This window comes from Methylobacterium phyllosphaerae (assembly GCF_001936175.1).
GTDB classification, from domain to species: Bacteria; Pseudomonadota; Alphaproteobacteria; order Rhizobiales; family Beijerinckiaceae; genus Methylobacterium; species Methylobacterium fujisawaense.
Map to the genome: position 1 here is coordinate 3,248,180 of NZ_CP015367.1, position 26,459 is coordinate 3,274,638.

The following is a 26,459-nucleotide window of genomic DNA, read 5'->3' on the forward strand; positions in this document are numbered from 1 at the left end:
CGGCCCATGTCCCAGGGCGACAAATCGAAGTACACCGACAAGCAGAAGCGCAAGGCCAAGCACATCGCCGAGTCCTACGAGGCCCGCGGGGTGCCGGAGGACGAGGCGGAGGCCCGGGCCTGGGCCACCGTCAACAAGGACGACGGCGGCGGCAAGAAGCCGGGCGGCTCGGGCCGCGGCAAGGCCACCGGACATCCGGCCGCCCACAAGGGCGGCGAATCCGGCGGCAAGGCCTCGGCCGGGCGGACGGCCGCGGAACGCTCCGCCTCCGCCAGGAAGGCCGCCGCGACCCGCAAGGCCAACGCCGCCGCACGGGCGTAACCGTCCTGTGCGCACCGGGCCGCCCCCGCCTTCGCGAGGGCAGCGCAGCAATGCAGCGGCGCCGGACTCTCCGACGTCGCGCCACCCCGGGCCGCGTCGCTGCGCTCGGGGTGATGGTCCGGGCACCGGAGAGCGACGTCAGTCCTTCTGCTCGGCGAGCTTGACCAGCGTGTGCAGCAACCGGTTCGCCGGTGTCGGAATGCCGAGCGCCGCGCCCTTGCGCACGACGAAGCCGTTGAGGTGGTCGATCTCGCTGGCCCGGCCGCGGGCGAGGTCCTGGGCGGTGGACGAACGCTGCCCGGACATGGTGACACCGAGATCCAGCACGGTGTCGAGGATGTCGGGGGGCACCGACACCCCGTCGGCTTCGGCGACGGCGACGCATTCCCGAACGACATCCGTGATCGCCGCGACGACGCCCTCGCCCTGGAGCAGGCGACCGTAGGGACGCTGCGTCAGGGCCGAGAGGGCGTTGTAGGCGCAGTTCGTGATCAGTTTCGCCCAGAGCGCGTCGACCGCGCGCGCCGAGACCGTGGTGGGGATGCCGGCTGCCGTGAAAGCGGCGGCGATGCGGTCGCTCGTCTCCGAGGCGCCGAGGATCAGGTCGCCGCGCCCGTTGTGCCGGACATGGCCGGGGCCGGCCATCGCGCTGGCGACGTAGACCGCTACCGGCACGACCGGCCGGTCCAGCACGGCGGCGAGCCGCTCCGCGTTGTCGACGCCGTTCTGGAGGCTGAGGATCGTCGCGGCAGGATCGAGATGGCCCGCGATCATCGCACCCGCCGCTTCGGTATCGCCGGACTTCACGCAGACCAGCACGAGGTCGGCGCCGGACACGCCGTCGCCGGCCTCGGTCGCCCGCACGGGGACCGAGGCCGTCCCGGCCGCGCGCTCCAGCACCAGCCCGGCCGCCCCCACGGCCTCGACCAGGGCGGGGCGTCCGATCAGCGTCACCGCGTGGCCGGCCTGCGCCAGGAGAAACCCGTAATAGCAGCCGACAGCGCCGGCCCCGACGACAGCGACGTTCATGGCAGATCTCATGGCGCCGCAGCCGCGGCGCGGGCGGGATGGAAGGCCGCAGCGCCGCCGGCATCCGCACGGACATGCTCGAGGAGCGCCTGGGCCGGGTGTCGCAGCCGCACGCCGTCGACCAGCGTGGCCTGGGACCGGCAGGAATATCCGTCCGCCAGCAGGGTGCAGCCGGGCGCCTCGGCCACGTGGCGGGCCCAGCTCAGGCCGTAGATCGCCTCGGAGGTGGCGCGCTGGCGCGCCTCGTGCCCGTAGGTCCCCGCCATGCCGCAGCAGCCGGCGGCCGGCACTTCGAGCCGCAGGCCGAGATGGGCGAACACGGCCTGCCAGTCCCGCACCGCGCCCGGAGCGTTGGTGCGCTCGGTGCAATGGGGCAACAGCCGCATCGTGCGGCCGCCTTGGCCCGGCGCGATCCGGTCGAGCCGGGCGGCCAGCCATTCCTGGAGGAGATGGACCTTCGGGAGATCGTCGCCCACCGCCTGCGCGTATTCGGCCCGGTAGGTCAGCGTCATCGACGGATCGATCCCGACCAGAGGCACGCCGTGCCTGGCGAGATCGCGCAGCATCGCGGCATTGGACCGGGCGACGGCGGCAAACCGCGCCAGGAAGCCGTGCACGTGCAGCGGTTTGCCGTTCGGCCGGTAGGGCACGAGCCACGGCCGGAAGCCGAGGGCGATGAGGAGTGCGCAGCTATCGGCCACGACGTCCGCGTCGAAATGAGTGGTGAAGGCGTCCTGCACCACCAGCACGGCCCGCGCCCGCTCCTGCGCATTCAGCCGGGCCAGGGCGTCCGGCGTCGCGACGCCGACCCCGAGATCCGCCAGCCGCTCCGTGAGAGCGACGGGCGACAGGGCCGGGATCGCCACCAGCCCGGCCCGGGCCAGAAGCAGCCGGGCCACCGGATTGGTCAGGACGACGTTGCTCAGGCGCGGCATCCGGGCCGCCAGCGGCAGCAGCGGTTCCAACGCCGCCACGAGGTGATCCTTCAGCGGCCGGGCGTAGCGCGTGTGATAGAGCGCCAGGAACTTGGCCCGGAAGGTCGGCACATCGACCTTGATCGGGCAGGACCCCGTGCAGGATTTGCAGGCGAGGCAGCCATCCATCGCCTCCTTGACGGCGTGGGAGAAATCGTCGGCCTCCGACCGGCGGCGGATACCGCTCCGCAAGGTCGCCGCCACGTCGTGCAGCCACCCGGCGCGCTGCCGCGCCAGCTCGGCGGCCGGGTCGATCCCCGCCTCCGCCGCACGGCGCAGCCACTCGCGCATCAGCGAGGCGCGACCCTTGGGCGAATGCCGGCGTTCCCGCGTCGCCTTCCAGGACGGGCACATGGCCTCGTCGACATCGAACGAGAAGCAGGCGCCGTTGCCGTTGCAATGGAGCGCCTCGTCGAACCCCCGCCGGACCGCCGCCGGGATGGTGCGGTCCTGCTCGCCCCGGCGCGGCACGCCGTCGATCCGGGTCAGCCCCTCCCCCTTGGCCGAGGCGATCTTGCCCGGGTTCATCCGGTCGCCCGGATCGAAGGCGCGCTTGACCGCCTCCAGCGCCGGCATCAGCGGCCCGAAGGTCGCGGGCACGAACTCCGACCGGAAGCCCTTGCCGTGCTCGCCCCAGAGCAGGCCGCCATACTTGGCGGTGAGCGCGACCACGCCTTCCGTGACCTCGCGGATCAGGCCGTTCTGGTCCGGATCCTTCAGGTCGATGGCCGGGCGGACATGCAGCACGCCGGCATCGACGTGGCCGAACATGCCGTAGCGCAGCCCCTTGCCGTCGAGGAGCGCCCGGAACTCCGCGATGAAATCGGCGAGCCGTTCCGGCGGGACGGCCGTATCCTCCACGAAGGGGATCGGGCGGGCATCGCCCTGGGCGGCGCCGAGGAGGCCCACCGCCTTCTTGCGCATGGTCCAGAGCCGCTCGATGGCGTCGCCCCGGGCGATGGTGAAGCCGAGGCGCTTGGTGTCGGTGCCGCGCTCGGCCTCCAGCAGGCCGGTGAGCCGCGCCAGGGCGGCCTCCACGGAGGCCGCGTCGTCGCCGACGAATTCCACGAGATTGATGCCGTCCACCGGCCGTCCGGCCGGATCGTCGGGAAAGAAGGCCCGCACCTCGGCCCAGATCGGATCCTTGCGGGCGAGCGCCAGCACCGTGGAGTCGATGGTCTCCACCGAGGCGGCGCCGAAGGGCAGCAGCGCCTGCGCGTCGCGGAGCGCCGCATCGAAATCGACGTAGGACAGCGCGACCAGCACCGCGGCCTTCGGGATCGGCAGCACGTTGAGCCGCGCCTCGGCGATCAGCGCCAGGGTTCCTTCGGAGCCGCATATCACGCTCTTGAGGTCGAACCGCCCCGCCGGATCGCGCAGATGGGCGAGGTCGTAGCCGGTGAGGCAGCGGTTGAGCTTGGGAAAGCGCTCCGCGATGAGCGCCGCATTCGCGGTGACGACGGCATCGATGGTGCGGTGGATCGCCCCGACCCGGTCGTTGCGCCCCTTGGCGGCTTCGAGGCCTTCCGCGTCGAGGGGCTCGGCGGTCCAGACCGTGCCGTCGGTGAGCACGCAGGTCAGCGCCAGGACGTGGTCCCGGGTCTTGCCGTAGAGGCACGAGCCCTGCCCGCAGGCATCGGTGGAGATCATGCCGCCGATCGTGGCGCGGTTCGAGGTGGAGAGTTCCGGCGCGAAGAACAGGCCGTGCTTGGCGAGCTCCCGGTTGAGCTGGTCCTTCACAACCCCCGGCTCGACCCGGACGAAGCGGTTCGCGACGTCGATCTCCAGGATGCGGTTCATATGCCGCGAGGTGTCGACCACGAGGCCGTGGCCCAGCGACTGGCCGTTGGTGCCGGTCGCCCCGCCCCGGGGCCGGATCACGATCTCGGAAAAGCGCGGATCCTCGAGGAGCTTGGCGATGCGCACGAGATCGTCGCGGCTGCGGGGAAAGGCCACGGCCCCCGGCGCCACTTGGTAGATCGAGTTGTCGGTGGAGAAGACCGTGCGGTCGGCGTCCGACAGCGTCAGATCGCCCTCGAAGCCGCGCAGGCGCAACTCGGCGCAGGCGGCAACATAGAGCGGCACGGCCTCGGTGTGGCGGGTCAGGACCGGGATCATCCGCGCCTTCTACACCCGGCGGAGCGCGGGAGACCATCGGCGACGGGATGACGCGCGCGCTGGCATCCGGCTTGCCACGCACCCGCGATCTTCGGGACGGATACCCATGAACGCGAGCGTCGAACGAGTCAGGGATGCCCTGGCCGAGCTGATCAAGGCCGCCCTTCTCTCCGACGACGGCCTGAGCCGCGCGTGCCGCGATGCGGGTCGCGCCAAGCTCAGGGCCCTCGCGGACGATCCCCCCGAGCCGGAGAGCCTGCGGATGGACGGCGCCTGGACGCTCGCCATCCGGAAGGCCGAGACGCCGGAGCTGGCGCCGCAGGAAGGACGGGTGAACCTGACCCTGCCGCGCGCCTGTCCCTTCACCCTGGACGAGTTGCTCGCACCCGGCCTCGACATGGACCAAGCCGTGGCACGCATCCGGACGAGCGCCTCGACCGGCTGATCGCGCCTGTTGAGGAAAGCCGGGGCGGCGTTGCCGCGGGCGGGCGGGACCCCCATGTTAGTCCTACAGGACCGACGCCTCGGTCCCGCGCCCGCACGCGGGTCCCGTCTACCGCAGAACCGTTCGGCATCCCCCTTTTGGCACGACGCACCACCGCCCCCGCGGCCGAGCCCGATGCTCCTCCGCCCCTCCCCACCCGCGAGCAGATCCTCGCCTTCGTGGCCGAGTCGAAGGAACGCGTCGGCAAGCGGGAGATCGCCCAGGCCTTCGGCATCAAGGGGGCCGCCAAGATCGACCTGAAGCGCATCCTCAAGGAGATCGAGGCGGAGGGCGCCCTCGACCGTGGCCGCGGCGGCCTCGCCCCGGCGGGCCATCTGCCGCCGGTCGTGCTGGCCGACATCCGCTCCCGCGACCGCCACGGCGATTTCTTGGCGATACCGGTGGAATGGACCGGCACGGGCAAGCCGCCGGCCATCGTGCTGACGCAGCCGCGCGGCCCCCGCAAGGGCAGCCGGCCGGCCCCGGGCATCGGCGACCGCGCCCTGATCCGCGTCGAGCGCGACGCCGAGGGCGGCTACACCGGCCGGGTCGTCAAGGTCATCGGGAAGAACAAGGCCGAGATCATCGGCGTCTACCGGGCCGGCGCGCAAGGCGGCCGGATCGTGCCCGTCGAGAAGCGCTCGCAGGGGCGCGAGATCCTGATCCCGCCCGGCGAAGAAGGGCAGGCCCGCGACGGCGACCTCGTCAGCGTCTCCCTGGAGCGCGAGACCCGCTTCGGCCTGCCGCGGGGCCGGGTCCGCGAGCGGCTCGGCTCACTCGGGTCCGAGAAGGCCGTCAGCCTGATCGCGCTGCACCTTCACAACATCCCGCACGTCTTCGCCGACACGACCCTGGCCGAGGCGGATGCCGCCGAGCCCGCCACGCTGAAGGGCCGCGAGGATTGGCGCGACCGCCCGCTCCTCACCATAGACCCGCCGGACGCCAAGGACCACGACGACGCCGTCATGGCCGAGGCCGATCCGGATCCGGCCAATCCCGGCGGTTTCATCCTCACCGTCGCCATCGCGGACGTGGCGGCCTATGTCCGCCCCGGCTCCAGCCTCGACCGCGAGGCCCTGGAGCGGGGCAACTCGGTCTATTTCCCCGACCGGGTCGTGCCGATGCTGCCCGAGCGGATCTCGAACGATCTCTGTTCCCTGCGCGAGGGCGAGGACCGGCCGGCGCTCGCCGTGCGCATGGTCATCGCCGCCGACGGCGAGATGCGCCACCACGGCTTCCACCGGGTGATGATGCGCTCCCGGGCCAAGCTCGCCTACGCGCAGGCGCAACGAGCCATCGACGGGCAGCCGGATGACACGACCGGGCCGCTGCTGGAGACGGCGCTCCGCCCCCTCTGGGCGGCCTATGCGGCCCTGCGCGCGGCCCGTGACCGCCGGGGCCCGCTCGCCCTCGACCTGCCCGAGCGCAAGGTTCTCCTGAGCCCCGAGGGCGCGGTCGACCGGGTGATCGTGCCGGAACGCCTCGATGCCCATCGGCTGATCGAGGAGTTCATGATCCAGGCGAACGTCGCCGCCGCCGAGACCCTGGAGCACGCCCGCCAGCCGCTGATCTACCGCGTCCACGACGAGCCCGCCCTGGAGAAGATGCGGGCGCTGGGCGAGGTTCTGGCCTCTGTGGGCATCAAGCTGCCCAAGGAAGGGGCGCTGCGCCCCGCCCTGTTCAACCGGATCCTCGCCACGGCGGCCGAGACCGAGCACGGGGTCTTCCTCAACGAGGTGATCCTGCGCAGCCAGGCCCAGGCCGTCTACGCCGCCGAGAATCTCGGGCATTTCGGCCTGAACCTGCGCCGCTACGCGCACTTCACCTCGCCGATCCGGCGCTACGCCGACCTGATCGTCCATCGGGCCCTGATCACCGCCTGCCGGCTCGGCTCGGACGGGCTGGCGCGCGACATCTCGGCGGGCGAGCTGGCGCAGATCGGCGAGCAGATCTCGGCGGCCGAGCGCCGCGCCATGGCGGCCGAGCGCGAGACCATCGACCGGCTGATCGCCCATCACCTCGCCGATCAGGTCGGCGCGACTTTCGCGGGCCAGATCGCCGGCGTGACCCGGGCCGGCCTGTTCATCAAGCTCGACCAGACCGGCGCCGACGGCTTCGTGCCGGTGTCGCAGCTCGGCGCCGACTATTTCCGCCACGAGGAGGGCCGCCACGCCCTGGTGGGGGAGCGGACCGGAGAGACGTTCCGCCTGGGCGATCGGGTCGAGGTCCGGCTCGTCGAGGCCGCGCCGGTGGCCGGGGCTCTGCGCTTCGAGCTGCTCAGCGAGGGTCGGCCCCGCTCCGGCGCCCGGAACGCCGGGCCCGGCAAGAAATCCGGCGGCCGGCCCTTCAAGCCCGCGCCGCCCGGCCGCCCCCCCGGCATCCGCAACACCGGGTCGCGCCACCGCGGCTCGCGCCGCTGACCCGGCCGATGTACACCGATTCCATGACCGCCGATGCGATCCCGGCCCGCACCCGCCTGATCCCCGCGCTGGCCCGGGGCTTCATCGGCCGCTGCCCGCATTGCGGCCAGGGCCGGATCTTCGGCCGCTTCCTCAAGGTGCGGCCGGAATGCGACGTGTGCGGCCTGGAGCTGCACCACCACAGGGCCGACGACCTGCCGCCCTACGTGGTGATCTTCATCGTCGCCCACATCGTCGGCTACCTGATCCTGGAGACCGAGAGCGCCTACGACGTGCCTCTCTGGGTGGAGATGGGGGTCTGGCCGATCTTCACGCTCCTGTTCGCGCTGGTTTTACTCCAGCCGGTGAAGGGCGCCGTCGTCGGACTGCAATACGCCCTTGGCATGCACGGCTTTGCCACGCTACCGCGGAGCCGCCCCGCCCCGGGGCCGGAGGAGACGCACCTTGCCGCTGCCGCAGCAGGAGCCCGAGATCGCCACAGCTCCTGAGGGCAAGCCGGCCGCTGCGCGCCTGCGGCCGCGGGACGCCGCGACCATGATCGTCATCGACCGGCGCGGAAAGGGCGGCCCGAAGGTCCTGATGGGCCGTCGCAACCCGAACCTCGCCTTCATGCCGGGGAAGTTCGTCTTCCCGGGCGGCCGGATCGAACTCGGCGACCGCCACATGCCGGTGGCCGGGGCGCTTCCCGATTACGCGGAGGCGGCGCTGACCCGGCAGGTCTCCCGGCCGCCGCACCATCTCGGCCGGGCCCTGGCGCTCGCCGCGATCCGCGAGACCTACGAAGAGACCGGCCTGCTGCTCGGCACGACCGAGCACGGCGCTCCCGAGGATCCCCCGGCGGGCTGGGAGGGCTTCGGCCGCCACGGCGTCCTCCCCGATCTCGAAGCGCTCCATCTCGTGGCCCGCGCGATCACCCCGCCGAAGCGCGTGCGCCGGTTCGACACGCGCTTCTTCGCGATCGACCGCCGCGGGGTGGCGGCCGAGGAGCCGGGACGGATTCAGGCCGACGCCGAGTTCACCGAACTGGCCTGGGTCCGGCTCGACGCCGCCCGCAAGCTCGACCTGCCGTACATAACCCGCGCGATCCTGGACGACCTGGAGGCCCAGATCGCTGCCGATTTCGCGCCCTACCGGATGATTCCCTTCCACTACGAGCGCTACGGGCGGCGCGAGCGGGTGGCCTTGTGAGCCGTCCAGACGGCTTGCAGCAGAACCAGCCGCGCGGGATCAGGTCGGAGGAGGTGGCGGCGATCGCGGCGGCCGTGACCTGCGTCACCGTCGTCGGCATCGGCCTGAGCCTGTCGATCCCGCTCCTCTCGATCGAGATGGAGCGGCGCGGTGCGTCGAGCACGCTGATCGGGCTCAACACCGCGGTGGCGGGCATCGCCAGCATCTGCACCGTGCCGTTCGTCCCGCGGCTCGCGGCGCGCATCGGCGTCGCGCCTCTGCTGGGACTGGCGCTCGTCGTCGGAGCGGTCAGCCTCGCCCTGTTCCCGCTCCTGCCGGGCCTCGCCCTGTGGTTCCCCCTGCGCTTCGTCTTCTCGATGACGCTCGGCGCGCTGTTCGTCCTCTCCGAGTACTGGATCAACGCCGCCGCCCCGCCGGAGCGCCGCGGCCTCGTGATGGGCATCTACGCCACTGTCCTGGCGGCGGGCTTCGCGGTCGGGCCGCTCCTGCTGGCGCTGGTCGGGACCGAGGGACCGGCGCCCTACGCGACGGGAGCCGTCCTCATGCTGGCCGGCGGGTTGCCGATCCTTCTGGCCCGGGGGCTGTCGCCGACGATCGAGACGGGCTCCGGCCGCGGCATCCTCGGATACGTCCGGCTCGCCCCCGGCGCCCTGGCGGCGGCCCTTGCCTACGGCGCGGTGGAGACCGGCATCTTCGCCATCCTGCCCCTCTACGGCCTGCGCCTCGGCTACGACGCGCAAGGAGCGGCTGGTCTCGTCAGTCTGATCGCGCTGGGCAACGTGCTGTTCCAGATCCCGTTCGGCTGGCTCGCGGACCGGCTCGACCGCGGCGCGGTGCTGCTCGGTGCGGGCCTCGCGGGCGCCGCGGGCTCGGCCCTGATCCCATTCGCGGCCGGCAACCCGGTGGCGTTCGGCCTGCTGCTCCTCGTCTGGGGCGGGATTGCCGGCACCCTCTACACGGTCGGCCTCGCGATGCTCGGCGACCGTACCCCCGCGAACGATCTCGCGGGGGCCAACGCGGCCTTCGTGGTGCTCTACAATGTCGGTCTGATGCTGGGTCCGCCGGTGATCGGCGGCGGGCTCGACCTCGTGCCGCCGCACGGCTTCGCCCTGGCGCTGCTCGCCCTGTTCCTGGCCTTCGCCGGCTGGCTCGCCGCAACGGAGCGATCGGGCCCACGCTCTTGACCTGCCGGGCCCGATCGGGCATTCACCCGCCCGTATTCGGCCGGGCTCTCCCGGCCATTTGCGTTTCGCTCACGCGGAATGCCGCACCCTGCAGGAGCGCCGCGCCATGGCCAAGGCCGTCACCGTCAAGATCAAGCTCGTCTCCACCGCCGACACGGGCTATTTCTACGTCACCAAGAAGAACTCCCGCACGCAGACCGAGAAGCTGACGATGCGGAAGTACGACCCGGTCGCGCGCAAGCACGTCGATTTCAAGGAAACCAAGATCAAGTAAGGTCGCTGGCTGCATCGCAGCCTGACCGCCGACGGGAAGCCGCTCCGGAGACGGGGCGGCTTTTTCTGTTCGGCACCGCCTCGCGCGACGATGGCGCGCGTTCCCGGCAGCTGCCCGGCCGCCGCCCGAGCGGCCGACAGCCTGGCGCCAGCACGACTCGTTAACCCTCACTCGTCCCGGACGCTGCGCGATTCGCCGGCCGATTTCCGGCCCGCGGTTTCGGCCAGCCTGGCGGGCGGAGGGTGGGTTCGATGCAGCGGATCCTGCTGGCGATCCTCATCACCGGGGCGGTACTGGCGATCTGCCTTGTCCTGACGCTGCCGGTGCATGCCCTCGGCGCGGCCCGCCGATGGCTCCTGGAACGCCCCGCCCCGGTCCGGGCACGGAGCCGATCGCTCAGGCGGTCCCCGACGCGGCCAGATCCGGATCGAGCGTCCGCGCCAGGGACCGCGCGATAGCTACGAGGGCCGTCACCATCGGTGTGGACGGCTCGCGCCGCGGAGCGACCAGGCCGATCGTGTGCTCCAGGTCCGGGGCGGTGATCGGTATGGTGCGCACGCCCTCCATGGGCCCCAGCGCATCGACCAGGATCTCCGGCATGATCGAGGCCCAGCGCAGGGTGCGGACATGGGTCAAAAGCACGATCATCGAGTTCGATTCGAGCGTTGCGGCGGGGTCAACACCCGCCTCCCGGATCTGGTGATCGATGATCCGCCGGTTCTGCATGTTCGGCGTGAGCAGGCAGAGGGGCAGGCTGCCGGTCTCGGCCCAGGTGACGCTGGACCGGCCGTCGAAGGGGCCGCCGATCGCCGTCACGAGGCGGTAGCGCTCCCGGTAGAGCGGCACGGAGACCACCCGCCCCAGGGGCTCGTTGTCGAGGTAGGTCAGGCCGGCATCCGCCTCCAGGTTCTCGATCAGCGAGAAGATGTCGGTCGAGGTGGCGGACTCGACCGTCAGCCGCACGTCCGGGTGGCGCTCGCGGTAGGGCGTGGTGAGGTTGACGATCATCGGCAGCGCCGTGGGGATGGCGGCGATGCGCAGGTGTCCGGTGAGGCCCCGGCGCAGGCCGGTGACCTCCTCGTGCATGGCCCGGGCATCGGCCACGATGCGCCGTGCCCATTCCAGCACCCGCTCGCCCTCGGGCGTGAAGCCCTGGAAGCGGGAGCCGCGCAGCACGAGCTGCACGCCGAAGCGGTTCTCCAGCTGCTTCACGCCGGCCGAGAGGGTCTGCTGGGTCACGCCGCAGGATTCGGCGGCGTGCCCGAAATGCTGCTCGCGGGCGAGCGCGAGCAGGAAGTCCAGCTTGTCGATCACGACGAAGGCATCCCGGCACGGCGAGGCGCCGGAAACCTAGCGACCCGCCGTGCCTGCCACAACCGAGCGATCGGGTTCAGCGGAACAGGATGAACGCCTTCGACAGGGTGATGCCGATGCCCCAGACGATCGGGATGCCGACCACCGCCCAGGCCAAGCCGGCGCCGGGGCTGAAGCCGCCGCGGCCGATGCCGAAGGAGCCCGACGGCCCGGAGGCCGTGGCGCCCGAGCGGACATCCAGGGAGGCCCGCTCGGAATCGGACATGAACCACCTTTGCGCCAGCGGCCGGACCAGCAGGTTGCAGAGGAACCCGACCGCCAGGAAGCTCGCGAGCACGTACATGGTGCGGCCGTAGAGGTCCGCCCCCTGCACGCCGGCCGCGACCTGCGCCTCGCGGATCTTGGTGATGACGAAGGGCCCGACGATGCCCGCCATCGACCACGCGGTGAGCAGGCGCCCGTGGATGGCGCCCACGAACTGCGTGCCGAACACGTCGGCGAGGTAGGCCGGGACCGTCGCGAAGCCGCCGCCATACATGGACAGGATCACGCAGAAGATCGCGACGAACAGCGCCTGCGAGCCGATGCCGGCGGCCCAGGGCGCGGCCGCATACAGGAGGCCACCCAGGGCGAAGAAGATCGCGTAGGTGCCCTTCCGGCCGATCCGGTCCGACATCGAGGCCCAGAAGAACCGGCCCAGGATGTTGAACAGGGAGAGCAGGCCGACGAAACCCGCCGCGATGGCGGCGACCTGCGCCTTCTGGCCGGCGTCGAGGGCGGAGAAGCCGGTGCCCGGCAGGCCAATCAGCTCGCCGCCAAAGATCTCCTGGAGCATCGGCGAGGCCAGCGCCAGCACGCCGATGCCGGCGGACACGTTGAGGAACAGGACGAGCCAGATCATCCAGAACTGGAAGGTCTTGTGCGCGTCGCGCAGATGGACGTGGCCCGAGGCGATCATGGCGTTCTTGGCGGTCGGGTTGGTCCAGCCGTCCGGGCGCCAGCCGGCCGGGGGCACCCGGTAGCCGAAGGCGCCCCCCAGCATGAACAGGATGTACCCGACACCCATCACGGCGAGCGTCTGCCAGACACCGGCCGAATCCGCGGTCCGGAAGCTCTTGATCAGGCTGTCCGCCAGGGGCGAGCCGATCATCGCGCCGCCGCCGAAGCCCATGATCGCCATGCCGGTGGCCATGCCGCGGCGATCCGGGAACCATTTGATCAGCGTGGACACCGGCGAGATGTAGCCGAGGCCCAGCCCGATGCCGCCGATCAGGCCCATGCCGAGCCAGACCAGCCAGAGCTGGTGGATGTAGACGCCGAAGGCGCCGATCAGGAAGCCGCCGCCCCAGCAGAGGGCCGCCGCGATGCCGGCCTTGCGCGGGCCGGCCCGTTCCAGCCAGCCGCCGAACAGGGCGGCCGAGAGGCCGAGCACGACGATGCCGATGGAAAACACGGTGACGAGGTCGCTTACCCGCCAGTCGCAGGTCGTCGTGAACAGGGCCGTCATCACGCCCATGTCGGGGCAGGCGGCAGGAGCCGGCTGACCCACGGAGAGCGCCCGGGTCAGCGGCAGCCAGAACACCGACAGGCCGTAGGCCATCCCGATACAGAGATGGATCGCCAGCGCCGCTGGCGGGACCAACCATCGGTTGAAGCCCGGCTTGGCGACGATCCGCTCGCGCGACAACAGATTCGGGATTCTCTCAGGCGCGATCGCGCCCGCCACTCCAGCGCCCATCTTGGATTCCTCCGCCGCAGCCTCGTTGACGGGCCGCTCGGCGGCGGAAGATGCGCGATTTGTGTGCACGGCACCAGCGCGTAGCACGCTGAGGAAGCAATTTTAATCCGTTCCCGCGCCGTTTGTATGCGCCTTCCCGGCGAATGGTCCTTCGCCCCGCGCGTCGAGGCCGGACCGATTGACCGCATCCCGGCGGCCCGAAGGCCTCCGCGACGCGGCTGCAGGGCGAAGATCGAACGTCGCCCCCAGGCTCCTGATCGGCCCGCGCGACTGAATGCGTCGGGCGGGCCGTCCGGCCTTACATGGGCGGGGTCAGGCCGTCCTTGCCGACCGCGATGAGCTTGCCGTCGGCCTTGGCGCCATCCTTGGCGACCACGGCGAAGACCTTGGAGCCGGGCGTCAGGATCGCCTTGTCGGCGGGCTCGAACGCGACGATCGGCGCCGAGGAGGGCACCACGATCTCCTTGGAGCCGTCCTTGCCGTAGCTCACCGTCAGGGTGCGCTCGCCGCCCGAGGCCGCCTTGTCGGCCTTCACGGTGCCGTTGGTCATGGCGCTCTTCACCTTGGGCGCGCCCGACGTCTCGGCCTTCACGGTGCCGTTGGTCATGGCGCTCTTCACCTTGGCGCCGGCGCCGGCGGTCTGATCGGTGATCGCGTCCCAGCCGTAATGGCCCTCGCCGGTGCCGCGCATCGACTCGGGGAAGAGCACGACCTCCAGGGCGGTCATCGGGTTCTCGCCCTTGGTGGCGGTGCCGATGAAGACGCCGTCCTTGATCTGATCGAGGCTCGACGGGACCACCCAGGCGAACTTGGCGCCCGCGACATCCACCGTCTCGGTCTTGCCGTCGTCGGTCTTGATCGTGAGCGTGCTGCCATCGGCTTTGTCGACGGTACCGCGGACGCGCTCGACCTGCGCGGCGAAGGCCGCACTCGACAGGAGGGCGGTCAGGCCGGCGGCGGCGAGGGTCTTGCTGAGGTGCTTCATCGGGGTCCCATCCTGGATGCGGAAGCCCGGTTATGGGGCGACACGCGCGCGAAACAAGGTTGTGCGCAAGCGAAATGATCGCCCTGAGAAACAAATAAGGCGGCGCCCGGGGGACGCCGCCTCATCGGTCGCGGGGGCGGCCCGAGGACCGCCCGGTGCATGGTCAGGCCGCGAGCGAGCGCAGCACGTAGGGCAGGATGCCGCCGTTGCGGAAGTATTCCAGCTCGTCGAGGGTATCGATCCGGCAGGTCAGCGGGACCTGCTTCACCGAACCGTCGGCGGACTTGATCTCCGCGGTGAGCGTCTGGCGGGGCTTCAATTCGCCGGCGAGGCCCTTGATGGTGACGGTCTCGTCACCCTTCAGGCCCAGCGACTGCCAGCTCGTGTCGCCCTGGAAGACCAGCGGCACCACGCCCATGCCGACGAGGTTCGAGCGGTGGATGCGCTCGAAGCTCTCGGCCACCACGGCGCGGACGCCCAGCAGCTTCGTGCCCTTCGCCGCCCAGTCGCGCGACGAGCCGGTGCCGTACTCTTTGCCGGCGAAGATGACGAGCGGCGTGCCCTGCTCGGCGTATTTCATCGCCGCGTCGTAGATGAACATCTTCTCGCCGGAGGGCTGGAAGTGCGTCCACCCGCCCTCGACCACGCCGCCGGAGGCGTCCTTCACCATCTGGTTCTTGATGCGGATGTTGGCGAAGGTGCCCCGCATCATCACCTCGTGGTTGCCGCGCCGCGTGCCGTACTGGTTGAAGTCCTGCACGCGCACCTGATGCGACTGCAGGTACTCGCCGGCCGGCGAGGCCGCGCGGATGTTGCCCGCCGGCGAGATGTGATCGGTGGTGATCGAGTCGAGGAACAGGCCGAGGATCCGGGCATCCGCGATGTCCTCGACCGGCTTCGGGGTCTTCTCCATGCCGACGAAGTAGGGCGGGTTCTGCACGTAGGTGGAGCCCGGGTTCCACGCGAAGGTCTCGGCCTCGGTGACCTCGACGTCCTTCCAGTTCTGATCGCCGCCGAACACGTCCGCGTAGCGGGACTTGAACAGCGCCGAGGTGATGTTCTCCTCGATGAACTGCTGCACCTCGGCCGAGGACGGCCAGATGTCCTTGAGGTAGACCGGCTTGCCGTCCGAGCCCAGGCCGAGGGGCTCGGTGGTGATGTCGATCTGCATCGAGCCGGCCAGCGCGTAGGCGACCACGAGGGGCGGCGAAGCGAGGTAGTTCGCCCGCACGTCGGGGTTCACGCGGCCCTCGAAGTTGCGGTTGCCCGAGAGCACCGCCGCGGCCACGATGTCATTGTCGTTGATGGCCTTGGAGATCGCCTCCGGCAGCGGGCCGGAATTGCCGATGCAGGTGGTGCAGCCGAAGCCCACGAGGTTGAAGCCGAGCGCGTCGAGGGGGTCCTGCAGGCCGGATTTTTCGAGATATTCACCGACCACCTGCGATCCGGGCGCGAGCGAGGTCTTCACCCACGGCTTGGAGCGCAGGCCCTTGGCCACCGCATTGCGAGCCAGAAGCCCGGCGCCGATCATCACCGAGGGATTCGACGTGTTGGTGCAGCTGGTGATCGCCGCGATCACCACGTCGCCGTGCCCGAGGTCGAAGTTCGTGCCCTCGACGGGGTAGCGGCGCGCGATGTCGGCGGCCTTCTTGAACTCGGTCTCCATCGAGCCGGCGAAGCCCGGCTTGGCGCCGTCGAGCAGCACCCGATCCTGCGGGCGCTTCGGGCCAGCGAGCGAGGGCCGGACCTCGCCCATGTCGAGCTCCAGCGTGTCGGTGAAGACCGGATCGGGGGTCTGGGCGTCGCGCCACATGCCCTGCGCCTTGGCGTAGGCCTCCACCAGGGCGATCCGGTCGTCGGAGCGGCCGGTGACCTTCAGGAAGTCGATGGTCTTCTGGTCGATCGGGAAGAAGCCGCAGGTGGCGCCGTATTCCGGGGCCATGTTGGAGATCGTGGCCCGGTCGGCGACCGCCATGTCGTCGAGGCCGGGGCCGTAGAACTCCACGAACTTGCCGACCACGCCCTTCTTGCGCAGCATCTGGGTGACGGTGAGCACAAGGTCGGTGGCGGTGGTGCCCTCGGGCAGCTTGCCCGACAGCTTGAAGCCCACGACCTCGGGGATCAGCATCGACAGCGGCTGGCCGAGCATGGCCGCCTCGGCCTCGATGCCGCCGACGCCCCAGCCCAGCACGGCCATGCCGTTGACCATGGTGGTGTGCGAATCGGTGCCGACCAGCGAATCGGGATAGGCCACCTCGGACCCGTCCTCGGACTTCGTCCAGACGGTCTGGGCGAGGTATTCCAGGTTCACCTGGTGGCAGATGCCGGTGCCCGGCGGGACCACGGAGAAGTTGTCGAAGGCCGACTGGCCCCACTTCAGGAAGGTGTAGCGCTCGCCGTTGCGCGAGTATTCCAGGGCAACGTTGTCGGCGAGCGCCTTCGGGGTGCCGAACTCGTCGACGATCACCGAGTGGTCGATGACGAGGTCCACCGGCACCAGCGGGTTGATCTTCTGCGGGTCGCCGCCCAGCGCCACCATGGCGTCGCGCATGGCGGCGAGGTCGACCACCGCCGGCACGCCGGTGAAGTCCTGCATCAGCACACGGGCGGGGCGGAACGCGATCTCGACCTCGGCCTTGCCCTTCTGGTCGAGCCAGCCGACGGCGGCCGCGATGTCGGCCTTCTTGACCGAGCGGTCGTCCTCGCAGCGCAGCAGGTTCTCCAGGATCACCTTCATGGAGAAGGGCAGCGCGGTGGCCGAGGCGAGGCCGTTCTTCTCGGCCGCGGGAATGGAATAGTAGGTGTAGGTCTTGCCGCCGGCTTCGAGCGTCTGGCGGGCCTTGAAGCTGTCGAGTGAGGGCACGGCTGGTTCTATCCTCGCTGCGGGTTGTCGAACACGCGCAGGCAAGACCTGCGCTACGAGATCCGTGTTCGGCCTGTGTAGCGCCCGACGGGCGCGCGCCGCCCCGGGAGTGCCCGGGCAGGACGATGCGCGGGGGCGATTTGGACGCCCGTGATGCCGCGCGGCGCAGCCGGGGAGGGATATAGAACTTTTCGAATCTGGCCGCTACCGGGTCGTCGTGACAGGTGCGTTTTCCTGTCGGGCACGGTGCGGAGCGGGCACGACGGCGGTGAGCGGGTGCGTGCGCCGTCCCGTTCCGCGCATGGGGTCAGGCGACCTCTGCGTCGGGGTGCATCGTCGGTCGCGAACACTGAGGGCGGGCCCGGACCGGCGGGGTGACCGGCCGCCACGGGTTTCGGCGCAGATCGGACCGAAGTATCAGGCCGATGGGCCGTCGCGTCACCCCTGGCCCGGCGCCCCCATGCCGGACAACGACTTGGGCCGATTGGGCTGGGCCGCGAGCCGGCGCAGGGAGGCGACGTTCGTGGCCGCCTCCTCGGGGCTCATGTCGCGGCGCAGGACCGCCTCGGCATCGGCGAAGCGGCCTTTGAGGCCCAGGACCATGGCGAGATTCGCCCGCACCCGCGCGTCGGCGCCGGGCTGGTCGGCGGCCTGCCGGAGGGTCTGCTCCGCGAGATCGAGATTGCGCGACAGCGCGTAGGACAGGCCGAGATTGGACAGGAGCGAGGGCTCGTTCGGCCGGATCTTGAGGGCGGCCTCGTAGAAGCTCTGCGCACGCTCCTGCTCGCCGAGCTGGGCGGAGGCCGAGCCCTGTGCCGACAGGATGCGCCAGTCGGGATTGGCGGGCGTATGCGCGTTGGCGAGCACGTCGATCGCCTCGCGGAATCGGCCCGCCTCGACCAGCGACTTGCCGTAGGCGCCGAGGAGGACCCGGTCGCGCGGGTTGCGCAGGGCCGCCTGCTGCAGCACCGCCGAGGCCTGGCTGATCTGATCGGTGGCCCGCAGGGCGCGGGCATAGGCGATCGCCGTGCGGCCGTCGGTGGGATCGGCGTTGAACCGCTCGGCCAGCCGGTCGATATCCTGTCGCGCGGGCACCGCGGCGGCGACCGGTGTGCCCCCGAGCGAGCCGATCGAGCCGGTCGTTTCCGGAGAGCGGGTGTTGCAGCCGGCAAGCCCCAGCGCGACGACGGCCGCCACCAGAGCGGCGCGGCCACCGGCATTGGCCTGGGATCGTGTGACCCGGATCAGGGCCGTCATCATGGTACGCTCCGCCGGCATCTGGCCTGGACGCGATGGCACGCGCTTCACGCTCCCGGCCGGCCGGTGATAGAGCGTTAACCCTAACCACCGGTTAAGCCGCCCATCCGGACGGCATGCGAGAGGCACATGACCCAGGCCGAGATTCCGGCGACGACCCTCGGGCTCCTGCCCGGCGACACGCAGGCCGTGCCGGTGAGCCTGGTCACGACCGGGAGCTGGGCAAAGGTCGAAGCCGGCCTGGAACCGACCCAGCGGAGCTTCGCCCGGGCCATCGGCTTCAAGCCCAAGGCGGGCGGCGTCGCACTGCTGCCCGGCCCCGACGGCAGCCTCGCGCGGGTTCTGTTCGGCCTCGGCGATCCGGAGGCGGCAAGCCACGACCGGCTGCTCGTCGGCAAGCTGCCGGGGCTTCTGCCGGAGGGCGTGTTCCGGCTGGACGACGCGCCCGAGCCCACCGAGACGGCGCTCGCCTGGCTGATGGGGAGCTACCGCTTCGGCCGCTACCGCTCCGGCGGCGGGAGCCAGGCCCGGCTCGTGGCGCCGGCCGGCATCGACGCGGCCGAGGTGGAGCGGATCGCCGCCGCGGTGGCGATGGGCCGCGATCTCGTCAACACGCCGGCCAACGATCTCGGCCCCGCCGAGATCGAGGCGGCGGCCCGGACGCTCGGCGCGCGCCACGGCGCCTCCGTCACCGTCACGCAGGGCGAGGCGCTCGCCACGGAGTATCCCCTGATCCACGCGGTGGGCGCCGCCTCGCCCCGGGCGCCACGGCTCATCGACCTGACCTGGGGGCCGGCGGATGCGCCGCGCGTGACTCTGGTCGGCAAGGGGGTGGCCTTCGACACCGGCGGCCTCGACATCAAGCCGTCGGCCGCGATGCTGCTGATGAAGAAGGACATGGGCGGCGCCGCCGCAGCGCTGGCCGCCGCCGACATGGTCATGGGCGCGCGCCTGCGCCTGCGCCTGCGCCTGCTGATCCCCGCGGTGGAGAACGCCGTATCGGGCAACGCCTTCCGCCCCGGCGACGTGCTGCCGAGCCGGGCCGGGCTCAGCGTCGAGATCGGCAACACCGATGCGGAAGGCCGGCTGATCCTGGCCGACGCGCTCGCCCTCGCGGACGCGGACTCCCCCGACCTGATCCTCGACTTCTCGACCCTCACCGGCGCCGCCCGGGTGGCCCTCGGGCCGGACCTGCCCGCCTTCTTCACGGAGGACGATGCGCTGGCCGAAGCGGTGGCACAGGCCGGCCGGGCGGCGATCGATCCGGTCTGGCGCATGCCGCTGCACGCGCCCTACGCGAGCCTCCTCGACTCCAAGGTGGCCGACCTCAACAACGTGTCCGGCGGGCCGTTCGCGGGGGCGATCACCGCGGCCCTGTTCCTGCGCCGCTTCGCACCGAACACCAAGGCGCACGGCCATTTCGATCTCTACGGCTGGAACCCCTCCACCAAGCCCGGGCGGCCCGAGGGCGGCGAGGTTCAGACCGCGCGGCTGACCTACACGCTGCTCAAGGCGCGCTACGGGAACTGATCCGGCCTCCGGCCCGGCAGGGCCGGCGCTGCAAGCCCGTCCCCGCCCCGCTGCGCGCGAGGATCGCCTGATCGGGCCCGATCCGCCCGGCGTGGCAGGATCCCGGCCCCGGCGCACGGTGCGGGGCGGCCCGAGACCGAACCGCAAGGCCACGCGGATCGCCGCCGGGAGGCAATCGCCGGCGCCCGATCAGCGGAGCCGTGACAAAGGCCCGTCGGGAGCAGAGCACGACCGTGCCGCCGGCCGTCGCATCCCGGCGAATGGGCCGGAGACGGAGAGGTCGGCCCCCCGTTGCGGGACCGGAACGGCCTACGCGAGGGTCGGGACGGCGGGGCGCGCGCTCAGGCGGTGAGCGGCAGGCCGGTCTCGATCAGGCGCGCCCATAGGGAAGCCCCGTACGGCGCAGCCGCGTCGTTGAAATCGTAATGCGGGTGATGGAGCGAGGCGCTATCGCCGTTGCCGATGAACATGTAGGCGCCGGGGCGGCGGCCGAGCATGTAGGAGAAATCCTCCGCGGTCATCATCGGCGCCACCGCGCGATCGACGTTCTCTCGCCCCACCAGGGCCTCGGCGACATCGGCCATGAAGTCGGTCTCGGCGGGATGGTTCTCGGTGACCGGATAGCTCGATCCGTACTCGACCCGGCCGCGGGCGCCGAAGCCGCCGGCGATATCGGCCACGAGGGTCTCGATCCGTCCCTTGATCTGGCTGCGCACCGCCTGGGACAGCGTGCGCATGGTGCCGCGCATGGTCACGGTCTGCGGCAGGACGTTGAAGGCTTCGCCGGCCTCGAGCGCACAGACCGAGACCACCGCCTGCTGCACCGGGTCGAGGTTGCGCGACACGATGCTCTGCAGGGCGATGATCACGTGGCTCGACACGAGCACGCTGTCGATGGCGTTCTGCGGGAGCGCCGCGTGCCCGCCCCGCCCCTCGATGGTCACGGTGAAGCGGTCGGTGGAGGCCATGATCGGCCCCGGGCGGATCGCGAAGGTGCCGATCGCCATGCCGGGGATGTTGTGCATCCCGTAGACCGACTCGACGCCGAACCGCTCCATCAGGCCGTCCTCGACCATGGCCTCGCCGCCGCCCCCGCCCTCCTCGGCGGGCTGGAAGATCAGCACGGCCGCCCCGTCGAAGTCCCGGGTCTCAGAGAGGTACTTGGCGGCGCCGAGGAGCATGGTCGTGTGCCCGTCATGGCCGCAGGCGTGCATCTTGCCCGGCACGGTGGAGCGGTAGGGCAGGTCGCGCACCTCCTGAATCGGTAGGGCATCCATGTCGGCGCGCAGGCCGATGGCGCGGTTGGAGGCGCAGCCCTTGCCCCGGATCACGCCGACCACCCCGGTGCGGCCGATGCCGGTGACCACCTCGTCGCAGCCGAAGGACCGCAGCGTCTCGGCCACGAAGCCGGCGGTGCGGGTGACATCGTAGAGCAGCTCGGGATGGGCGTGCAGGTCGTGCCGCCACGCCGTCATCGTGTCGGCGAAGTCGCGGATCCGTTCGAGGACGGGCATCGGGTCGGGGCTTTCGTGGCCTTTGGGGTGGGCCGGACCAGCAAAGCCGGGGCCAGCGCCGCCGTCAACGGCCGCGCTTGGCGCATGCGCGGCGCCCAGGGCCCGATCCGGACGACGCGCAGAGCCCGGCCGTCCGGATCAACCACCCGAACCGGGAGCCCCGCGCACCGACCTCGCAGGGGGATTCACCGGATCGCCCCGTTCTGAGAGGGAGGCGAGCCGGGATCGTCGCGCGCCACCGAGCCTCCGCCGGCGGCCCAGTGCGCCTTCCGGTCCGCTCAGGCCGCCCCCCGCGCCGGTCCCCGCCCCGCCAGCCCACGGCTGCGCCGCCGTGGTTCGGGCGGATGGTCGTCCGCGGCGAGATCGTCGAGGATCGGGCAATCCGGCCTCTCGTCGCCGCAGCAGGCCTCCGCCAGATGCTCCAGCGTCCGCGCCATCCCCTCCATCTCGGCGATGCGGCGGCGCAGATCGGCGATCTGCTCCTGCGCGATCGCCTTCACCCCGGCGCTCGGGCGGGCGCGGTCGCGCCAGAGCGCCAGCAGATCCGCGATCGCGTCGACGCTGAAGCCGAGGTCGCGGGCGCGGCGGATGAAGCGGAGCGTGTGGAGGTCGGCGTCGCCGTAATGGCGGTAGCCGGATTCGGACCGCGCGGCCGGCGGCAGCAGGCCGGTCGCCTCGTACCAGCGGATCATCTTGGCCGAGACGCCGGTGCGGCGCGCCGCCTCGCCGATCGTCAGACTCGCCGCACTCATGCCGCCCTCGCGTTGAGCGCGGGCGCCGCGCCGGGCGCGGGCCGTCCGCCGGCCCGGCGCAGCCGCAGGGCATTGCCGAGGACGAACACGCTGGAAAACGCCATGGCGCCCGCGGCCAGGATCGGCGACAGGGCCGGGCCGCCGAACGGCACCAGCACGCCGGCCGCCACCGGGATCAAAGCGGCGTTGTAGGCGAAGGCCCAGAACAGGTTCTGGCGGATGTTGGCCATCACCGCCCGCGACAGCGCCAGGGCCTCGACCAGGGCCTCCAGGTCGCCCGACATCAGCACCACGTCGGCGCTCTCGACCGCGATGTCGGTGCCGGTGCCGATGGCCAGCCCGACATCGGCCTCCGCCAGTGCCGGCGCGTCGTTAATGCCGTCGCCCACGAAGGCCACCGGCCCGTGCTCGGCCCGGAACCGCTGGACGGCCTCGACCTTCCCGCCGGGCAATACCCCGGCGGCCACCGCGTCGATGCCGAGGCTCCGCGCCACGCCGGCGGCGGTGACGGGGTCGTCGCCCGTGACCATCGCCACCACGAGGCCGCGCGCCTTCAGGGCCGCCACGGCCGCACGGGCCCCCGCCTTCACGGGATCGGCCACCGCCAGGATCGCGGCATGGCGGCCGTCGAGGACGAGGTGGACCGGGCTGCGGCCCTGGCTGGCCAGCGTCTCGGCGCGGGCGGCGAGATCCTGGTTCAGGGCGACGCCGAGCCGTTCCAGGTAGCGCGGGGCGCCGACAGCCACGGCCCGGCCCGCGACCCGTCCGGAGATTCCGAAGCCCGCCACCGCCTCGAAGCGGTCCGGCTCGGGCATGGCGAGGCCGCGGTCGCGGGCGGCCGCCACCACGGCGCCGGCCAGCGGGTGCTCGGAGCGGGTCTCCAGCGCGGCCGCGAGGGCCAGGGCCTCGGCCTCGGCGATGCCCGCAGCCGGCACGATCTCGGTGAGCCGGGGGCGGCCCTCGGTCAGGGTACCGGTCTTGTCGAGGGCCACGACCCGCACGTCGCGCAGGCCCTGGAGCGCGGCGCCGTCGCGGAACAGCACGCCGCGCGCCGCCGCGCGTCCGGTGCCGACCATGATGGCGGTGGGCGTCGCCAGACCCATGGCGCAGGGGCAGGCGATGATCAGCACCGCCACGGCGTTGACCAGGGCCGGCCCCAGCGAAGGGGCGGGCGCCAGGAGCAGCCACGCCAGGAAGGTCGCCGCGGCGATCCCGATCACCGCCGGCACGAACCGTCCCGTGACGCGGTCGACCAGGGCCTGGATCGGCAGCTTGCCGCTCTGGGCGCGCTCCACCATGGCGGCGATCTGCGCGACCACGGTGGCGCCGCCCACGGCCTCGACCCGCAGGTCGAGGCTGCCGCGGCCGTTGAGGGTGCCGCCGACCACGGTATCGCCCGGCCCCTTGCGCACCGGCGCGGGCTCGCCGGTCACCATGCTCTCGTCGACATGGCTGGTCCCGGAGACCACGGCGCCGTCCGCCGCCACCCGCTCGCCCGGACGCACCCGGACGACGTCGCCGAGGCGCAGGGCGTCGAGGGGCACCTCGGTCTCGGCGCCGTCGCGGACGATCCGGGCGGTCTTCGGGGTCAGGTCCATCAGCCGGGCGATCGCCTGGCCGGTGCGCCCCTTGGCCCGGGCCTCCAGGGTCCGGCCGAGCAGGATCAGCGTGACGATCAGGACGCTCGCCTCGAAGTAGAGGTGCGCGGCCCCCGCCGGCAGGAGGTCTTGCGCCAGGGTCGAGACCAGCGAGTACAGGTAGGCGGCCCCGGCCCCGAGGGCGACCAGGGCGTTCATGTCGGGATGGCCGCGCAGCAGGCCCGGGACGCCGCGCAGGAAGAAGCGCCGCCCCGGCCCTGCGAGGACCAGGGTGGCGAGGATCGCCTGGACCAGGGCCGTCACCGGGCCGCCATGCAGCCCGGGAAGAAGGTGGCCGCCCATGTCGAGGGCGACGACGGGCGCCGAGAGCACGGCGGCCACGATCAGATCGCGGCGCAGGGCGCGGCCCTCCTCCGCCTGACGGGCCGACGGGTCGGCCGGCTGGCCGGCCTCGACCGGGCGGGCGTCGTAGCCGGCCGCCGCCACGGCCGTCACCAGATCGTCCATCGACACGACGCCCTCGGGATGCCGGATCGCGGCCCGTCCGGCGGCGAGGTTGACGCTGGCTCCGGTCACCCCCGGCACGGCGGCCAGCGCCCGCTCGACGCGGCCCACGCAGCTCGCGCAGGACATCCCGTCCACGGCCAGCAGGCTCTGCGTCTCGGGGACGGGGTAGCCGGCCTCCGCCAGCGCCATCGCGACCTCGCCCGGGCTCGTGCCCCCATCGAGGACGAGGCTGGCGCGCTGGGTGGCGAGGTTCACCGCCACGTCCCGGGTGCCGGGCAGCGCCGCGAGGGCGCGCTCCACGCGGCCGACGCAGGAGGCGCAGGACATGCCCGTGACGGGCAGGGTCAGGGCGACGGATTTCGACATGGCGGTGATCCGGTTCGAAGCATCCATGCCGGGTCAGATGGGGCTTCCCATCATAGGAAGGTCAAGGGCGCGCGGGCCGGATATCGGACAGATCCGGGCGATGGCGAGCCGCTTCGCCCGTTGTCGAATCGCTCGTGCCCGGCCAAGCTTCCCGCATACCGGAGCGACGAGGGCGCGGATGAGCGAACCGCTGACGATCTATGGCGACCCGGGCTCCGGGAACTGCCTCAAGGTCAAGTGGGTCGCGGCCCATCTCGGCATCCCGGCGGTCTGGCGCGATGTGGATGTCCCGGGCGGCGGGACCCGCACGCCGGAATTCCTGGCCCTGAACCCCGCCGGGCGGGTGCCGATCGTCGTCCTGCCCGACGGCGCCGTGCTGTCGGAGTCGAACGCGATCATCGTCTATCTCGCGGAAGGCTCCGCGCTGATCCCTGAAGCGGCCCTGCCCCGTGCCCGGATGCTGCAGTGGATGTTCTGGGAGCAGTACAGCCACGAGCCCTACATCGCGGTCCGCCGCTACCAGCTCCATTACCTCAAGCGGGCGCCGGAGGATCTCGACCCGAAGCTCGCCGAGCGCGGCGCCGACGCCCTGAGGCTGATGGAGCGGACGCTGGCCTGTTCCGCCTTCCTGGCGGGCGAGGCCCTGACCCTCGCCGATGTGGCGCTCGTCGCCTACACCCGCATGGCCCATGAGGGCGGCTTCGACCTCGCGGGCTACGGGGCCATCCGCGCCTGGATCGGGCGCGTCGAGGACGGCCTCGGGATCGGCCCCTATGCCGGGCCGGCCTGATCGGCCGGGGGCGGCAGCGCGGCGGTGCCGTATTCCGGCAGGCTGACCCGCACGGTGGTCCCCTCCCCCACCGCGCTCTCGATGGCGATGCGTCCGCGGTGGCGGTTGAGGCTGTGCTTGACGATGGCGAGCCCCAGGCCCGTGCCCCCGCGGGCGCGGCTCGACGCGACGTCGACCCGGTAGAAGCGCTCCGTGAGCCGCGGGATGTGCTCGGGCGGGATGCCCGGCCCGTCATCGACCACGGACAGGACGATCCGGGGCCCGAGCCGCGGATCGTCCTCGCGGGCGAGCCCGACGCTGATCCGGCCGCCGCCGTATTTGACGGCGTTCTCGATCAGGTTCTCGATCACCCGGGCGAGCTCGTCGGAATCGCCGGGGACCGCGAAGGGGCCGGCGCCCTCCTCCAGGCGGATCGTGGCGCCCCGCGCCTCGGCGGGCGGCCCCTGGGCGTCGACCATCTGGCGGGCCAGCGCCGCGAGATCGACCACGGCGGTGGGGGCCACGTGCTCCCGCAGCTCGATCCGCGACAGCGACAGCAGATCGTCGATCAGCCGGGTCATGCGCAGGGCCTGGACGCGCATGATCTCCAGGAAGCGCTCCCGGGCCTGCGCGTCATCGCGGGCGGGGCCCTGCAGGGTCTCGATGAAGCCGATCAGGGTGGCCAGCGGCGTGCGCAGCTCGTGGCTCGCATTGGCGACGAAGTCGACCCGCATGGCCTCCAGACGCCGGGCCGAGGTGAGGTCGCGCAGGAACAGCAGCGCGCTGACGCCGGATCCGTCGGGCATCGGCAGGGCGCCGATCTGGACCTCGAAGGTCCGCTCCAGGGGCACCCGGGTCGACAGCGCGACGCGGCGCGGCAGGCCGGAACTCAGCACCGCCTCGACGCCGTCGAGGACCTCCGGGTCGCGGAGCGCAAAGGACAGGGGCCGGGCGTGGTGCAGGGCCGGCAGGAGGGCCCGGGCGGCGGGGTTCGCCTCCACCACCAGGGTGCGCCGGTCCACCAGGATCACCGGATCCGGCACGTGGGCCAGGAGCGCCTCGGCGACGGCGTGGCGCTGCGTGGTTGCAGCCGGACGCGGCACCGGGGCCTCGCGGCCGCGGCCGCCGAGCCAGCCGCCCAGGCAGACGGCCACGAGCCCGGTCAGGATCAGCGGGAGATCGAGCCGCCCGGCCAGCGCGGTGGCGAGCCCGAGCAGGCCCGCGGCGATCGCGGCGCCGGTCCAGGCGGGGGAGCTGCGCAGGCGACCGGACAT

Annotated in this window: 20 protein-coding genes; 9 read left to right on the forward strand and 11 right to left on the reverse strand. The window is 72.0% G+C overall.

Going from position 1 to position 26,459, the window contains the following annotated elements; genetic code table 11:
* Positions 1-6: 6 nt before the first annotated feature.
* Positions 7-321: a plasmid stabilization protein gene (locus MCBMB27_RS14750; RefSeq protein ID WP_075380760.1), complete on the forward strand. Its 315-nt coding sequence runs from the start codon at positions 7-9 to the stop codon at positions 319-321.
* 138 nt (positions 322-459) lie between these two features.
* On the opposite strand, the gene MCBMB27_RS14755 is transcribed toward MCBMB27_RS14750, so the two are convergent.
* Positions 460-1,350: a ketopantoate reductase family protein gene (locus MCBMB27_RS14755; RefSeq protein ID WP_075380761.1), complete on the reverse strand. Its 891-nt coding sequence runs from the start codon at positions 1,348-1,350 to the stop codon at positions 460-462.
* Between the two features lie 8 nt (positions 1,351-1,358).
* Entirely contained in the window at positions 1,359-4,442 is a 3,084-nt protein-coding gene (ydiJ, locus tag MCBMB27_RS14760; RefSeq protein WP_075380762.1) for a D-2-hydroxyglutarate dehydrogenase YdiJ, read from the reverse strand.
* Between the two features lie 106 nt (positions 4,443-4,548).
* Here ydiJ and MCBMB27_RS14765 point away from each other — a divergent pair, with 106 nt between their 5' ends.
* The 6 genes from MCBMB27_RS14765 to rpmG all read left to right on the forward strand — a co-directional run bounded on the left by MCBMB27_RS14765 (position 4,549) and on the right by rpmG (position 9,992).
* On the forward strand, positions 4,549-4,887 hold the full coding sequence (locus tag MCBMB27_RS14765; RefSeq protein WP_043355289.1) for a hypothetical protein: 339 nt from the start codon (positions 4,549-4,551) through the stop codon (positions 4,885-4,887).
* A gap of 137 nt (positions 4,888-5,024) precedes the next feature.
* Positions 5,025-7,346, forward strand: coding sequence for a ribonuclease R (gene rnr, locus MCBMB27_RS14770; protein WP_075380763.1), 2,322 nt, complete (start codon positions 5,025-5,027; stop codon positions 7,344-7,346).
* A gap of 23 nt (positions 7,347-7,369) precedes the next feature.
* Positions 7,370-7,834 (forward strand): DUF983 domain-containing protein, encoded by a 465-nt coding sequence (locus MCBMB27_RS14775; RefSeq protein ID WP_075381979.1) that lies wholly within the window; start codon positions 7,370-7,372, stop codon positions 7,832-7,834.
* Positions 7,791-8,534, forward strand: coding sequence for an NUDIX hydrolase (locus tag MCBMB27_RS14780; RefSeq protein ID WP_053609058.1), 744 nt, complete (start codon positions 7,791-7,793; stop codon positions 8,532-8,534). The genes MCBMB27_RS14775 and MCBMB27_RS14780 overlap by 44 nt, the downstream gene beginning before the upstream one ends.
* A complete protein-coding gene (locus MCBMB27_RS14785) occupies positions 8,531-9,718 on the forward strand; it encodes an MFS transporter (RefSeq protein ID WP_236952716.1) in 1,188 nt (395 codons plus the stop codon). The genes MCBMB27_RS14780 and MCBMB27_RS14785 overlap by 4 nt, the downstream gene beginning before the upstream one ends.
* A 106-nt stretch (positions 9,719-9,824) precedes the next feature.
* Positions 9,825-9,992 carry a 50S ribosomal protein L33 gene (rpmG, locus tag MCBMB27_RS14790; RefSeq protein WP_020092568.1) on the forward strand — a complete coding sequence of 56 codons (168 nt, stop codon included), beginning with the start codon at positions 9,825-9,827 and terminating at the stop codon, positions 9,990-9,992.
* 396 nt (positions 9,993-10,388) lie between these two features.
* Here rpmG and MCBMB27_RS14795 read toward each other — a convergent pair whose 3' ends face one another.
* The 5 genes from MCBMB27_RS14795 to MCBMB27_RS14815 form a co-directional block, all read right to left on the reverse strand.
* Positions 10,389-11,306: a LysR family transcriptional regulator gene (locus tag MCBMB27_RS14795; RefSeq protein ID WP_043381106.1), complete on the reverse strand. Its 918-nt coding sequence runs from the start codon at positions 11,304-11,306 to the stop codon at positions 10,389-10,391.
* A gap of 76 nt (positions 11,307-11,382) precedes the next feature.
* Entirely contained in the window at positions 11,383-13,044 is a 1,662-nt protein-coding gene (locus tag MCBMB27_RS14800; protein WP_075380764.1) for an OFA family MFS transporter, read from the reverse strand.
* A 298-nt stretch (positions 13,045-13,342) separates the two neighbouring features.
* Positions 13,343-14,029, reverse strand: coding sequence for a hypothetical protein (locus MCBMB27_RS14805; protein WP_043356887.1), 687 nt, complete (start codon positions 14,027-14,029; stop codon positions 13,343-13,345).
* Between the two features lie 163 nt (positions 14,030-14,192).
* Positions 14,193-16,892 carry an aconitate hydratase AcnA gene (gene acnA, locus MCBMB27_RS14810; RefSeq protein ID WP_043356884.1) on the reverse strand — a complete coding sequence of 900 codons (2,700 nt, stop codon included), beginning with the start codon at positions 16,890-16,892 and terminating at the stop codon, positions 14,193-14,195.
* Positions 16,893-17,330: 438 nt separating this feature from the next.
* Positions 17,331-18,149, reverse strand: a complete 819-nt coding sequence (locus MCBMB27_RS14815) for a tetratricopeptide repeat protein (protein WP_075381980.1) — start codon at positions 18,147-18,149, stop codon at positions 17,331-17,333.
* 129 nt (positions 18,150-18,278) lie between these two features.
* On the opposite strand from MCBMB27_RS14815, the gene MCBMB27_RS14820 reads away from it, so the two are divergent.
* Entirely contained in the window at positions 18,279-19,679 is a 1,401-nt protein-coding gene (locus MCBMB27_RS14820; protein ID WP_075380765.1) for a leucyl aminopeptidase family protein, read from the forward strand.
* A gap of 341 nt (positions 19,680-20,020) precedes the next feature.
* Here the strand turns inward: MCBMB27_RS14820 and MCBMB27_RS14825 are convergent, their stop codons facing one another.
* From MCBMB27_RS14825 to MCBMB27_RS14835, 3 genes are all read right to left on the reverse strand, one after another.
* Positions 20,021-21,193 (reverse strand): M20 aminoacylase family protein, encoded by a 1,173-nt coding sequence (locus tag MCBMB27_RS14825; protein ID WP_043381111.1) that lies wholly within the window; start codon positions 21,191-21,193, stop codon positions 20,021-20,023.
* Positions 21,194-21,471: 278 nt separating this feature from the next.
* Positions 21,472-21,945 carry a Cu(I)-responsive transcriptional regulator gene (gene cueR, locus MCBMB27_RS14830; RefSeq protein ID WP_043356871.1) on the reverse strand — a complete coding sequence of 158 codons (474 nt, stop codon included), beginning with the start codon at positions 21,943-21,945 and terminating at the stop codon, positions 21,472-21,474.
* A complete protein-coding gene (locus tag MCBMB27_RS14835) occupies positions 21,942-24,416 on the reverse strand; it encodes a heavy metal translocating P-type ATPase (protein WP_075381981.1) in 2,475 nt (824 codons plus the stop codon). Before MCBMB27_RS14835 ends, cueR begins: the two co-directional genes overlap by 4 nt.
* 178 nt (positions 24,417-24,594) lie before the next feature.
* Here MCBMB27_RS14835 and MCBMB27_RS14840 point away from each other — a divergent pair, with 178 nt between their 5' ends.
* On the forward strand, positions 24,595-25,206 hold the full coding sequence (locus MCBMB27_RS14840; protein ID WP_075380766.1) for a glutathione S-transferase family protein: 612 nt from the start codon (positions 24,595-24,597) through the stop codon (positions 25,204-25,206).
* On the opposite strand, the gene MCBMB27_RS14845 is transcribed toward MCBMB27_RS14840, so the two are convergent.
* A complete protein-coding gene (locus MCBMB27_RS14845) occupies positions 25,188-26,459 on the reverse strand; it encodes an ATP-binding protein (protein ID WP_078947064.1) in 1,272 nt (423 codons plus the stop codon). The genes MCBMB27_RS14840 and MCBMB27_RS14845 overlap by 19 nt on opposite strands.